Below are 12601 nucleotides of genomic sequence, written 5' to 3' on the forward strand. Positions count from 1 at the left end.
GGTCGGCCTGGCGGCCTGCAGCGGTGGGGGCAGCGGCAGTAGCGGCACCGCGGGGGCGCGCACACGGCATACGTCCTCGGGAATGGGGAGCGACGCGCCGTCCGACACACCCACGCCGAGCACACCGGAGCCCGTCTCAATCACGATCGGGGCGAGCGGCGACCTGTTGACGCATGTCGCCGTCCGCCGCAGCGCCGAGGCGTATGCCGGCCGCCCCGGCCACTACGACTTCAGCCCGATGTTCGCCAAGGTGGCGCCGCTGATCAAGGGCCCCGATCTCTCCTTGTGTCATCTGGAGACCCCGCTGACCTCGACAGACACCAACCTCTCCCGGCCCGGCATCTTGGTCTTCAACACCCCTCACGAGCTTGCGGACGGAGCCGTGGCCGCGGGCTATAAGGGGTGCGACTTCGCCTCCAACCACACCTGGGATCAGGGGCTTGCCGGCCTGAAGGACACCATCGGCGTCTTCACAAGCGTCGGCTTGGGGTATGCCGGGCCGGGGGCGAGCGCGAAAGACCCGATTGAGGTCGCGATATATGACGTGGGTGGCGTCAAGGTCGCCCACCTCGGCTTCACCTACACGATCTACAACAACTGGGGACCCAACACCGACGTCCCTCCGGAAGCGCCCTGGCTGGCCGACGCCCTGTGGCCGGCGACCGGGGCCGAGGGCATCATCCGCGACGCCAAGCAGGCCCGCGCCGACGGCGCCGACATCGTCGTCGTCAGCCTGCACTGGGGCCAGGAGTATGTCGCCGAGCCCACACCCGACCAGAGCGAACTGGCCAAGGCGTTGTTGGACTCCCCCGAGGTCGACTTGATTCTCGGGACGCACGTCCACCGGGTTCAGCCCTGCCAGGTGATCAACGGCAAGTACGTCTTCTACGGGCTCGGGAACTTCCTGTCCAACCAGTCGCCGCAGGTGGATGCAAGCCTGCTCCCGCAGACCCAGGAGGGCATGTTTGCGCAGGTGACGATCACCCGGGACGCGGACGGCACGGTCACCTCCAGCGCCGCCTATCAGCCGACGCACGTCAACCTGGCCGGGCATGTCATCGAGCCGGCGACCAAGGCCGGCAACCCGACGACCTTCGACCGGGTGACCAAGGTCTTGACCTCGCTCGGCGACTGCCCGCTCACGCCGTTGACCCCGTAACGTGCGTGCGGACCGGATGACTCAGCCGGTCGCGGCCACGATCAGCCCGTCGGCGATCCAGCCGCGCAGTCGCGGCGTCTGCTCGGCACGCACCTCGTCCGCGTCCAGGTCAAGGAGGGCGGCGATCGCCACCAGCGCGGCGCGGGCGCTCAGGTCGCCGTCGCACACGGACAACAGCGCCGCGCCGACGGTGTCGAGGCGATCCGTCACGCGCAGGCCGCCGCCCTGCCGGGCCACGATGACGCGCGGTTCGGCTTCACCCGGCCGGTAGTGGTGCTCGACGGTGACATCCTGCGCGACCGTCCACGTGGCGTCCAGGACCGCATCATCGTCGTGCTCGGCCAGCCACGACCGAGCCGCAATGCCACGCTCGATCACCGGGCCCATCGGCCCCGTCACGGGGCCGCGCGCGTCGGTGAGTTCGACGAAGGGCGCGCGCTCCACCGTGGGGCGGTGCAGCGTGACCACACCGAACGCGACCCCGGTCACCGAGCGGCTAGCGAAGTCGTCGAGCCAACTGGCATACATCCGTGCGTAGTCGGCCGTGCCGCTCTGCTGGCCGCCGTCGCGCGCCCAGGTCTCGGCATACTGCCCGGGGTCCTGGATCTCGCGCAGCACCACCCAGGCGTCGACCCCGGCGCCCTGAGCCCAGGCCCCGATCCGATTGCGCCAGTCGCCGCCGTCGCTGACCTCCCAGTTGGCGAGGATCTGGGCGATGCCTCCGGGCTCGAGGTGCTCACCGAGGCCGGCAACGAGCGCCTGGACCGTGTCGTCACCGTGGCCGCCCGCATCGCGGTATTCGTAGGTCGGCACGTGCGCATCGCGCGGGGTGATCACGAAGGGCGGGTTGCTGACGATCAGCCCGAACCGTTCTCCCGCAACGGGTTCGAGCATCGACCCGGTCCGCAGTTCCCACTCCTGCTCGTTGAGCGCGGCATTGAACGCGGCATACGCCAAGGCCCGGGTGGAGAGGTCGGTCGCGACGATCCGGTCCGCGTGCCCGGCCAGGTGCAGGGCCTGCACCCCGCAGCCGGTGCCGAGGTCCAGGGCGCGGCTCACGCGGGGTCGAGGTGTCCAGGCGGCGAGAGTGGCTGAGGCGCCGCCGACGCCGAGGACGTGATCGGTCCGCAGCGGCGCGCGAGTGGCGATCTCGCCCTGATCCGAGGCGACCCACCAGTCGGTGTTGTCATCGCCGTATGGCTGCAGATCGCATGTCGCGATCAACGCGTCGCCCGCGATCCGCGCCAGCCCGAGCGCGATGGCACCGGCGCTGCCGAGCGATGGGAGCGCGCGATCGGCGTCGCGCAGATCGACCGGGTCACCCAGGATGAAGAGCCGGATAAGGACGGCGACCGGATCGGCGTGCGCACGGGTCGCCCGCTCGGCCGGCAACCGTTGCTCGCGGGCCAGCGCGCCGGCGGCCACCGCCTCGAGGACCTCGTCGCAGCGAGCCGCCGTATAGGGGGCGGCGCGCAGGTCGGCACGCAGGCGCGCGATGGCGTCGGGATCGAGGAGCAGGGGCATGGCCGAAACGCTATCTCTCGTGGCGCGCGAGGAGGATCCGCCTAGACCGGGGCCGGGTGACGAGCCTCGCCGACTGCCGTGGCGCGACGACGGGAGCGGGCGGACGCGCTCTCAGCGGGCGATGGCGAAGTCCGGCGACTCGGCCGTCTCAGCACTCCTCGAGGGGCCGGCCGGGTCAGCGTCGAGGGCAGACGCCGGTGTGTCGAGAGACCCCGGGCCGCTCGTCGGCGATGCCGGCGTCGAGGCGCGCGTGGGTTCAGCCACGGTGCGCGTCGGCCCCGAGCCGGGAGCGGAATCGGCGAGTTCGCCGATCAGCCCGAGCACACGCACGCCTAAGGCGGCGAGGAAGAGCGCGTCGGCGACCAGTTCGAGGCACTCCTCGAGCGTCTGCTCCAGCCGTTCGACAGTCATCGGCATGGTCGCCGGGTCGATGGTGTCCATGCCGATGGCGATGGCCGCGGTGAGAGCCCCCAGGCAGAACAGCACCAGCGCGGTCGTGTCGGCGCGCAGCGCACGCAGGACGAAGGGCAGGAAGATCAGCCCGGCGATCGCGACAAAGAGCATCTGGAAGTCCCCGGGCGCCAACCAGCTCAGGCCCGGGATCCGGATGTCGCGTGGCGCGAGGACGCGGTCGCGGATCCGCTCGTGGACGGCGAAGCGGTCATCGAGCGCGAGATAGACCATTCCTGCCGCCAGCAGCCAGTGCACGAGGCGGGCGCCCCGTGACCAGCCCCGAAGCCGCCCGACGACGGCGGCGAGGGCCGAAGCCGAGGCGGCGAGCACGAGGAAGACCGTCTGGATCCACGTCATCGGCGTCAGTTCGGGCGCGATCCACACCCAATAGCGCGGGTATTGGGCAGCCGCGAGCACCGCAGGAACGAGGACCGAGAGGGCGAGCAGGGCGACGACCAGGCGGAATCGGGCCTTGGTGAGAGAGGGGGTCACGCTCTTCACCTTGCACTACCGGCGAGCTCAACCCGGGCAGCCACCACATCCACCGGCGCGCCGTCCGCAGCGGCCTGGATGGCGGTGGCGAACATGATCGCGCCCCGGGCGAGCACCTCGTCGCGCCACCAAGCGCTGTGGGCGGTTTGGATGATGCGGCCCTCGGCCAACAGCAGGCGATCGATCGGATCGTCGGCGTCGAAGGCGATCTCGTCGACGGCGTAGCCGCGCAGTCGATGCGTGAGCAGGGCGTCGCGCACGGCGCTCTGGTCGACCAGGACCGGGCGCCCGACGTTGACGACGAAGGCATCGGGATGGAGCAGCGCGAACTCCTCCGCCCCGAGGATGGGCGGCACGCCGGGGCGAGTGGACGCGCATACGGCAACCAGGTCGGCCTCGGCGAGGGCGGAGCGCAGGCCGGCCATCTCGATGCCCTCCGCGCGCGCGACGGCCGCTGCGGACGGGTCGATGTCGACACCCACCACGCGCATCCCCAGGCCACGCGCGAGGCCGGCCAGCCGGGTTCCGATCCGGCCCACGCCGATGACAGCGAGCGTGCGCGAGGTGATCTCGACGCCGCGCAAGGAGACATCTGACCGGACCCGCCCGCGCGCCTTCTCGTTCGCGAGGTGGACGCGGGTTGCGCTGGCGAAGATCAGTGCCAGGGCGTGTTCGGCGACGGCATTGGTGGCGTATTCGGGCAGCGTCGTCACACCGATCCCCCGCGCCGCAAGGGCAGCAAGATCGAGGTGTTCGTAGCCGGTGGCATAGAGCACGATGTGGCGCAGATCCGGCAGCGCGTCCAGGAGCTCAGCGTCCAGGACGGGCAGGGTGACATTCGTGGTGGCGAGCACGTGCGCGCCCCGCAGCAAGGCGATCGCCTCCTCGTGGGAGGGGGCCGTATGCCGCTTGGCGAAGGCGACCTCGTGCCGCACGCGCAGCGCTTTGGCGGATGCCGTTGGCAGGCTGGCCTCGCCGGCCCGGCTGATGATGACGACCTTCGTGCTCATTGCGGCATACCTCCCCGTATGCGGCCCGCTCGTCGGACTGCTTGTCCCTCCAGACGCGTCAGCCTCGAGAAGGGTTGTGCACATGTCGGCACAAGCTAGGCCCGGTGTGGGCTGCCTCTGGGGCAGCCCACACCGGGCCTGAGCGGATCGTTATCGGGGCGTTAACCGCACGGCGTGCCTCGCACTGGGGCGGCGCGAAGAACGTCGTGGGATGGCCTAGTGGCGTTCGACGGGCTCGTTCGCGATGGCGTCGTCGGGGCTTATTCCGGCGTGGCCGGGTGCCTGCACCAACTCCGGAGCGACGTGCCGCGCCGGCGCGTTCTCGCCATCGCCACCGTCGGTGATGGAGATGCCGCGCCGCTTGGAGACGGCGACCGCGGCAACGACGATCAGGAAGGCCGTAGCGGCGATGCCGTAACGCACCGCGGCGTTCTCGCCGCCACCGATGGACAAGGTGACGATCGCCGGGGCGACGAGCACCGACACGAGGTTCATGACCTTGATCAGCGGGTTGATCGCCGGGCCGGCGGTGTCCTTGAACGGGTCGCCGACGGTGTCGCCGATGACCGTGGCCGCGTGAGCGTCGGTGCCCTTGCCGCCGTGGTGGCCGTCCTCGACGAGCTTCTTGGCGTTGTCCCAGGCGCCACCGGAGTTGGCGAGGAAGACCGCCATGAGCGCGCCGGCACCGATCGCACCGGCCAGGAAGCCGGCGAGGGCACCGATGCCGAGGCCGAAACCGACGGCGATCGGGGTCAGGGCGGCGAGCAGGCCCGGGGTGGCCAGCTCACGCAGCGAGTCCTTGGTGCAGATGTCGACGACCCGGCCGTATTCGGGCTTGGCCGTACCTTCCATGATCCCGGGGATCTCGCGGAACTGGCGACGAACCTCGAACACGATGGCGCCGGCCGCCCGGGTGACCGCGTTGATGGCCAGACCGGAGAAGAGGAAGACGACGGCGGCACCGAGGATCAGACCGACCAGAGTGTTGGGCGAAGTGACCAGCGCACTGGCGTTGGCCAGCCACTTGGTGGCCTCATCCTGCGTGGTGTTGCCGGGGTCGCTGATGTCGCGGACCGCGGTCTGCCAGGCGTCGGTATAGGAGCCGAAGAGCGCCGTCGCGGCGAGCACGGCCGTCGCGATCGCGATGCCCTTGGTGATCGCCTTGGTGGTGTTGCCCACCGCGTCGAGCTCGGTGAGGATCTGGGCGCCGTCGCCGTCGACGTCACCGGACATCTCGGCGATGCCCTGGGCGTTGTCCGAGACCGGCCCAAAGGTGTCCATGGCGACGATGACGCCGACCGTGGTCAGCAGACCGCACCCGGCCAAGGCGACGAGGAAGAGCGAGAGGGCCACCGCGCCGCCGCCGAGGAGGTAGGCGAGGTAGACCGCGCCACCGATGATCGCGGCCGTGTAGACGGCCGATTCCAGGCCGACGCCGATACCCGAGAGCACAACGGTGGCCGGACCGGTGAGCGAGGTGCGGGCCACATCGCGGGTCGGCTTGTCCTCGGTGCCGGTGAAGTAGCCGGTCAGCCAGAGGATCACACCCGCCAGGGCGATGCCGATGACCACGGCGAGGATCGCCGTCATGCGGGGGTTGCCGGTCAGCGCGGCGACCTCTTCGTTGGTCGAGCCGAGCTTGGCGTAGGTGTCCGGCAGGTAGAGGAAGGCGGCGACCGCCGACAGCGCCGCAGAGATGGCGGCGGCGATGTAGAAGCCGCGGTTGATGGCCTTCAGGGCGTTCTCGCCGGGGCGCGCCTTGGTAATAAAGACGCCGAGGAGGGCGGTGATCGCGCCGATGGCGGGGACGATCAGCGGGAAGACCAGGCCGTAGGAGCCGAACGCGACCGAGCCGAGGATGAGCGCCGCAACGAGCATCACGGCATACGACTCGAAGAGGTCGGCAGCCATACCGGCGCAGTCGCCCACGTTGTCGCCGACGTTGTCGGCGATCGTCGCCGCGTTGCGGGGGTCGTCCTCGGGGATGCCGGCCTCGACCTTGCCGACAAGGTCGGCGCCCACGTCGGCCGCCTTGGTGAAGATGCCGCCGCCGACCCGCATGAACATCGCGAGGAGCGCGGCGCCGAAGCCGAAGCCTTCGAGGACCTTGGGGGCGTCACCCTGGTAGAGCAGGACGACGACAGAGGCACCGAGCAGGCCGAGGCCCACCGTGGCCATACCGACGACACCACCGGTGCGGAAGGCGATCTTCATGCCTTCGTCGCGCTTGCCTTCACGGGCCGCCTCGGCGACGCGGACGTTGGCCTTGACCGCCAGGCTCATCCCGAGGTAGCCGATGGCGGCAGAGAACAGGGCGCCGACGACGAAGAAGGCCGATCGGCCGATCTTGATGCCGGTGTCACCCGGCAGCAGGAAGAGGAGGCCGAAGACGAGCACCACAAAGATGGCGAGCGTGCGGAACTGCCGAGAGAGGTAGGCCTTGGCGCCCTCTTCGACGGCCGAGCCGATGCTCTGCATATTCTCGGTGCCGGCGCTGTGCGCGAGCACCTGACCGCGGAAGACCCAGCCCATGACCAGGGCAATCAGGGCGATGGCAAGAACCGCGATGGTCAGGGTGCGATTGCTGCCGCTCAACTCCAAAGTCGATCCGGCTGCAGGCAGCAGCGATACCAGGCCTGTCATGGGCCCATCCTCCTCGATGGTTTTACGTCAAGAAGTCCCCTGGCCGCAGGTGGAAGCGCCGGGGACACTGGGGTCAGGCTATACCGGTCTACGCACACGCCAGAACGCGTGTGCCCGGTGTCACGTCACGCCGGCGAGGCGTCGAACGCGCTCAGGGCGCCCGCGACATCCTCGTGCACCGGGAGCACCAGATCGACGCCTGTGACCTTGATCACGCGAAGGATGCGGTCGTTTGCGGCGACCCGTAGGTGGCCGTTGCGGATGCGCAGTTCGCGCAGCCGCCCGACCAGCACCCCCAGGCCGGTCGAGTCCAGGAACGAGACTTCGGTCAGATCGGCGATGACACGATCGGACCCGGCGGCGATGACCGCGGTGAGGGCATCACGCAAGAGGTGAGCCGTGTGGAGATCGACCTCGCCTTCGGCGTGAACGACGGCCACGTCCCCGTGGTGGTCAGTCGTAACGACGAGCATGTGAACCGTTCGCTCCTGCGGTGAAAGTTGAAAGCGGAGCAAAATGCCCCGGAGCAGCGCTTACGGTAAACCACAGATGCCCAGGACAACAGACGACCACTACAGCCCCGAGGATGCGGTCGGGGCACTCGCGGCCGATGCGTCAATGGGGTCTTTGCGGCACTGCCGCACTCTTCCGGCCCGGGCGGCCGATTCTGCGGAGATCCCCGAGTGGGTCGACCCGGCGCTGGCCATGGCGCTGCGCGGTGCCGGCATCGAGCGCCTGTGGAGCCACCAATCGTCGGCCGCGTCGCTCGCCCACGCGGGGGGCCACGTGGTCCTAGCGACAGGGACGGCCTCGGGAAAGAGCCTGGGGTATGTCCTGCCGGGCTTGACGGCGGTGATCGAAGGGACCCGAGCCGCCAACGGGCGGGGCGCCACCATGCTCTATCTCGCGCCGACCAAGGCGCTGGCCGCCGATCAGGCGGCCGCGATCGACCGGTTGGCCGTGCCTGGCGTGCGAGCCGCGGTCTATGACGGCGACACGGTGACCGAGGAGCGGCGATGGATTCGAGACCACGCCAATGTGGTGTTGAGCAACCCCGATCTGCTCCATCACTCCTTGCTGCCCGGGCATGCGCAATGGGCCTCCTTCCTGCGAGCGTTGCGCTTCGTCGTCATCGACGAGTGCCATGCGTACTCGGGGATATTCGGATCCAATGTCGCTCTTGTGCTGCGGCGCCTTCGACGTGTGCTGGAGCGCTATCGCGCGGAGCCGGTCTTCGTCCTGGCGTCCGCGACGGTCAGTTCGGCGGGTGCCCACGCGAGTGAGTTGACCGGGCTGCCGGTCAAGGAGATCTCCACCGACGGCTCGCCCCGGGGGCCGGTGACCTTTGCGTTGTGGGAAGCGCCGACGTATGTCGATCGCTCGGGTCGCGAGCGTCGTCTCTCGGTCTCGACGGTTACCGCGCGCCTGCTCGGCGAGTTGGTCGGGTCGGGGATCCAGACACTGGCCTTCGCGCGCTCTCGGGCCGGCGTGGAGACGGTGGCCAGTGCGGCCAATCGCGCGCTCGAGGACGCGGGGTTTGCCCAACGGGTCTCGGCCTATCGCGGGGGCTATCTGCCCGAGGAGCGACGCGAGCTCGAGCGGGCGTTGCGATCGGGATCGCTGCGCGGGATCGCGGCGACGAACGCCCTGGAACTCGGGATCGACGTCAGCGGGCTCGACGCCGTCCTGATGGCCGGGTGGCCCGGGCGCCTGTCCTCCCTGTGGCAGCAGGCCGGCCGGGCCGGCCGTGGGGGCGGGCCGTCGCTGGCCCTGCTGGTCGGGGCGGACGATCCCCTGGACGCCTATGTCGTTGACCATCCGGAGGTTATCTTCGATGCGCCGGTCGAACGCACGATCATCTTTCCGACCAACCCACGGTTGCTGCCCCGGCAACTGGTGGCCGCGGCATACGAGCGGCCGATCACGGAAGCCGACGAGGCCTACTTCGGGCCGGCGCTGATGCCGACGCTTGACCAACTGGTGGCCGCGGGCGTGCTTCGGCGGCGCCCGACCGGTTGGTTCTGGCCCTCGGACTCCCGGCCCGATGACATCGGATCGCTGCGTAGCGGCGCCGAGGTCGTCGCGATCGTCGAGGGCGCCAGCGGGCGCGTGATCGGGACCGTCGACGCGGGCTCGGCACAACACCAGGTGCATACGGGGGCGGTGCACGTGCATCAAGGGGCAACTTTCGTCGTCACCGAACTGGACCTGGGGGCAGCCACGGCAACGGTGGTCCGCGGCGATCCCGGTTGGTCGACCTTCGCGCGGTCGACGTCCGCCTTCGAGTTGGGCACGCCGACCACCACGCGTTCCTACGGGCCGGTGAAGGTGTACATCGGCGAGGTCGTCGTGCGCCGGCAAGTGGTCTCCTTCGTCCGGCGGCTGCCCGGCGGGGAGGTGCTCGGTGAGCATCCGTTGGACCTGCCCGTCGGTGTGCTGCGGACCCAGGGGGTCTGGTGGACGATGGCGGCTGACGCCCTGGCTCGCGCGGGTATCGGCGAGGACGCACTGCCCGGCGCAGCGCACGCCGCCGAACACGCGGCCATCGGGATGCTGCCACTGTTTGCGACCTGCGACCGGTGGGACATCGGCGGGGTCTCGACCGCGGTGCATCCCCAGACCGGACTGCCGACGATCCTGGTCTACGACGGCTATCCCGGCGGCGCGGGATACGCGGCGCGCGGGCATGAGATCCTGACCCAATGGCTCGGCGCCACGCTGGCGGCGGTGCAGGACTGCCCCTGCGAGGCCGGTTGTCCGCGTTGCATCCAGTCCCCGAAGTGCGGGAACGGCAACAACCCCTTGGACAAGGGTGGCGCGATCGCCCTGCTCGACCTGGTGACCACGGCTCTTGAGACGCGGCCGAGCTGAGCTTCCCCCGGTCCGGCGCGCGAAGGCGGGTTACGGTAGATGTCGGCCCGCCGGACCGAGCGGCCAGGGACCGTGGCCGGCGCCCGCTGAATGTCAAGGAGTCTGTTACCCATGATCATCTTCGGTTTGCTTCTCCTTCTGGCGGTTGCCGGGGTGGGCACCTGGCTCTATCTGGCGCTGAGCGACTTGGCGAGCCCTCCGGTCAGTGAACTGAGCGCCCTCGGCGTGACCATCGGCTTCTCTCCCCTGGCGCTATTGGCGATCGGGTTCGGTTTGGCCCTGGCGCTGGCCATCGGTTATGGCCTGATTCGCGCCGGCATCGGCCGCAAGTCGCGCCAGCGCAAGGAGCGCAAGAGTCTCGAACGTGAGGCCCAAGAAAACCGCAAGGTTGCTGAGGAGGCCGCCGCCCGGCGCCTGGAGACCGAACGGAACGCGCCGCGCACCTTCACCGGGCCGGTCGACGACTCGACCGTCGGCTGGAAGACAACCGACGGCGGCACCGGCACCCCTCCCCCGCCGCCCCCGCCGCGCAGCTGACCCCTCCGTGCACGGGCGGCCAGCGAGCGAACCGAGTCAGTCGGCAAAGATGGGCCCGGCGCGCGAACTGGCACTCGCGATCCGGTGACCGAGGATCGGCAGGTCCACTGCGACGTGGGCCGTGACGGTGGTCCGTCCGTCGGGCAGGATCAGGCAACCCGCCGGCGAGGCGCGGTTCCGGGTCACCAGGTCCGCGCCTCGGGCGCAACTGCGGGTGGCGTCCACGCCGTGGATGAAGCTGCCCGCGGCCGCGATCGCCCCGAGATCGGCCGCGGCGCGGGCACGTTGATTGGCCTGGACTGCCGTGACGACAGCCAGCGCCAGAGGCAGCAGGATCAGCAAAGCACCGACAAGCACGACGGTCAGGACCGTGCCCGTCCCGGCCTCGGCGCGGCTTCGGCCGGCCGTAGCAGCCTTCTGGCCATGTCGGACCGACCTCGGTTCCTGACGAGAGAGCCGCAGCGTCGCGATCCGTTTCCCCTGTCGGGCGCGAGTTGAGCGTCCCTCCGACGCCGTGATTCGGGTCGACGGTGTGGCTCGGGTCGACGCTGGGATTCTGATTGACGCTGTGTTGTGGCCTGTTGACGCTGTGTTGTGGACTGCCGTCGCACCCAACGTGAGCCTCATCGTCCGGGTCATCGCTCCTCCATGGGTGCCACGGACCGGCCAACGGCAGCAACATCCCAGCCGAGTTCGGCGAAGGGTGCGCGGGCCGGCGCGCGGACGGTCACCGTCACGGTGGTGCCGTCGGCCTGGACGGAGACCCGCGAGCCGTCAGGTGCAACCGCAAGCGCGCCGCTGACGATCGCGTTGAGTGGCTCAGACCGAGCGGCCAGCCGAGCACCCACCCGGCTGGCCTCGGAGCACTGGACATGATCGACTCCGGTGGCGATCGCCGTGATGCTCAGCAGCAGCAGAAGGGCGAAACTGACCATGCCCAGGGCGAGTTCAAGGGTGACGATCCCGGCCTCGCGGGCCGCGCGCGGCCGCAGCCGGGAGCCCCCACCCGGCACGTCACGACGACCGTGTGGTCGCACGCGCCCGCGAGGCCAGGATCCGGTCATCCCTAGCCGCCCATCCCGAAGGCCTTGGTCAGGATCTTGCCGATCAGGCCGGCCCCGGTGCTGTTGAGGAAGGCCAGCGCGACCACGGCGAAGGCGCAGACGCAGAGCGTCACCAGAGCCCACTCGGCCGTGGCCATGCCGGCCTCAGCCTTGCGGTGCGCCTCGTCGGCCAGATGCGCCTTGGCCACCACATACCGGGCGGCGAGTTTGTTTGTCATACGGATCAACCCCTTGGTGTGTCGGACCGGCCCAGCGCCGGTCACAGGACCAATCTGTCCGAACCGGGACCGCGGCGAAAGGTCGGCGAAAAACCCTGTGGATCAAGGATTTTGGCCGAAACGCCTGTGGACGGACCGTCACGAAACACAACCGCCGGGCGGACGTCCGTCGGCCGCCCTCGAAGCGCTTGACCAGGCACTCGCCCGCGCGGCGTGCGAGGGGAAAAGGGGCTGGGTCGCCTGCCCGCGCAGCATTTGACCGGGCACTCGCGCGTACAGTCTGCGGCGTCAGAGATAGGACTGAAATAGCACTCTCGAGCGACCGATTTTGACCCTGACACGCAAATAGCCGATTCCCCAGCACTGGGAGGTGAAGGCCCGCCCGGAGCCGCTCGACGGCGCGAAAGCAGGCGAGGGCCGTCGGGTCAACCGGCGTCCCGACGAGGTCAGCCGCTCGCGCCCCGGGGCACGAGCGCCATCGTCAGCGGGACCATCGTCGTCAGCGCGAAGGACGGCAAGAACATCACCGCCAGCGGGACCAGGAGGAAGGTCCCTGCACGGCCAGCGGCGGCTTCGAGGCGGGCGCCCTCGGACGCGGCCAAGCGCTCCCCCGCAGCCGCCACCGCCTCG

General features: G+C 69.8%; 11 protein-coding genes and 1 pseudogene. 3 read left to right on the plus strand and 9 right to left on the minus strand.

Annotation, left to right across the window (positions count from 1 at the left end; translation table 11 throughout):
* Nucleotides 1–1159 (plus strand): CapA family protein (locus PKH97_RS07440; protein WP_324386774.1); only part of this gene is annotated, 1159 nt, incomplete at its 5' end.
* A gap of 21 nt (nt 1160–1180) precedes the next feature.
* On the opposite strand, the gene PKH97_RS07445 is transcribed toward PKH97_RS07440, so the two are convergent.
* The 5 genes from PKH97_RS07445 to PKH97_RS07465 all read right to left on the minus strand — a co-directional run bounded on the left by PKH97_RS07445 (nt 1181) and on the right by PKH97_RS07465 (nt 7721).
* Nucleotides 1181–2683, minus strand: coding sequence for a methyltransferase (locus PKH97_RS07445; protein WP_324386775.1), 1503 nt, complete (start codon nt 2681–2683; stop codon nt 1181–1183).
* A gap of 111 nt (nt 2684–2794) precedes the next feature.
* Nucleotides 2795–3628, minus strand: a complete 834-nt coding sequence (locus tag PKH97_RS07450) for a hypothetical protein (protein WP_324386776.1) — start codon at nt 3626–3628, stop codon at nt 2795–2797.
* Nucleotides 3629–3633: 5 nt separating this feature from the next.
* Nucleotides 3634–4638 (minus strand): NAD(P)-dependent oxidoreductase, encoded by a 1005-nt coding sequence (locus PKH97_RS07455; RefSeq protein WP_324386777.1) that lies wholly within the window; start codon nt 4636–4638, stop codon nt 3634–3636.
* Between the two features lie 216 nt (nt 4639–4854).
* Nucleotides 4855–7281 (minus strand): sodium-translocating pyrophosphatase, encoded by a 2427-nt coding sequence (locus tag PKH97_RS07460; protein WP_324386778.1) that lies wholly within the window; start codon nt 7279–7281, stop codon nt 4855–4857.
* A 125-nt stretch (nt 7282–7406) separates the two neighbouring features.
* On the minus strand, nt 7407–7721 hold the full coding sequence (locus PKH97_RS07465; RefSeq protein ID WP_324386779.1) for an STAS domain-containing protein: 315 nt from the start codon (nt 7719–7721) through the stop codon (nt 7407–7409).
* Nucleotides 7722–7830: 109 nt separating this feature from the next.
* On the opposite strand from PKH97_RS07465, the gene PKH97_RS07470 reads away from it, so the two are divergent.
* On the plus strand, nt 7831–10152 hold the full coding sequence (locus PKH97_RS07470) for a DEAD/DEAH box helicase (RefSeq protein ID WP_324386780.1): 2322 nt from the start codon (nt 7831–7833) through the stop codon (nt 10150–10152).
* A gap of 111 nt (nt 10153–10263) precedes the next feature.
* Nucleotides 10264–10689 carry a hypothetical protein gene (locus PKH97_RS07475; protein WP_324386781.1) on the plus strand — a complete coding sequence of 142 codons (426 nt, stop codon included), beginning with the start codon at nt 10264–10266 and terminating at the stop codon, nt 10687–10689.
* 36 nt (nt 10690–10725) lie between these two features.
* Here PKH97_RS07475 and PKH97_RS07480 read toward each other — a convergent pair whose 3' ends face one another.
* The 4 genes and pseudogenes from PKH97_RS07480 to PKH97_RS07495 form a co-directional block, all read right to left on the minus strand.
* A complete protein-coding gene (locus PKH97_RS07480; RefSeq protein ID WP_324386782.1) occupies nt 10726–11328 on the minus strand; it encodes an Rv3654c family TadE-like protein in 603 nt (200 codons plus the stop codon).
* A complete protein-coding gene (locus PKH97_RS07485; RefSeq protein ID WP_324386783.1) occupies nt 11325–11702 on the minus strand; it encodes a TadE family type IV pilus minor pilin in 378 nt (125 codons plus the stop codon). Before PKH97_RS07485 ends, PKH97_RS07480 begins: the two co-directional genes overlap by 4 nt.
* A gap of 53 nt (nt 11703–11755) precedes the next feature.
* A complete protein-coding gene (locus PKH97_RS07490; protein WP_324386784.1) occupies nt 11756–11971 on the minus strand; it encodes a DUF4244 domain-containing protein in 216 nt (71 codons plus the stop codon).
* A 446-nt stretch (nt 11972–12417) separates the two neighbouring features.
* Nucleotides 12418–12601: pseudogene (locus PKH97_RS07495) on the minus strand (hypothetical protein); the annotation flags it as partial.

Source organism: Nostocoides sp. (assembly GCF_035343835.1).
Lineage (GTDB): Bacteria > Actinomycetota > Actinomycetes > Actinomycetales > Dermatophilaceae > Nostocoides_A > Nostocoides_A vanveenii.

Coding starts and splice junctions, on each gene's coding strand:
- PKH97_RS07445 (WP_324386775.1), bottom strand. CDS start 2,683: ATGCCCCTGCTCCTCGATCCCGACGCCATCGCGCGCCTGCGTGCCGAC.
- PKH97_RS07455 (WP_324386777.1), bottom strand. CDS start 4,638: ATGAGCACGAAGGTCGTCATCATCAGCCGGGCCGGCGAGGCCAGCCTG.
- PKH97_RS07460 (WP_324386778.1), bottom strand. CDS start 7,281: ATGACAGGCCTGGTATCGCTGCTGCCTGCAGCCGGATCGACTTTGGAG.
- PKH97_RS07470 (WP_324386780.1), top strand. CDS start 7,831: ATGCCCAGGACAACAGACGACCACTACAGCCCCGAGGATGCGGTCGGG.
- PKH97_RS07475 (WP_324386781.1), top strand. CDS start 10,264: ATGATCATCTTCGGTTTGCTTCTCCTTCTGGCGGTTGCCGGGGTGGGC.
- PKH97_RS07480 (WP_324386782.1), bottom strand. CDS start 11,328: ATGACCCGGACGATGAGGCTCACGTTGGGTGCGACGGCAGTCCACAAC.
- PKH97_RS07490 (WP_324386784.1), bottom strand. CDS start 11,971: ATGACAAACAAACTCGCCGCCCGGTATGTGGTGGCCAAGGCGCATCTG.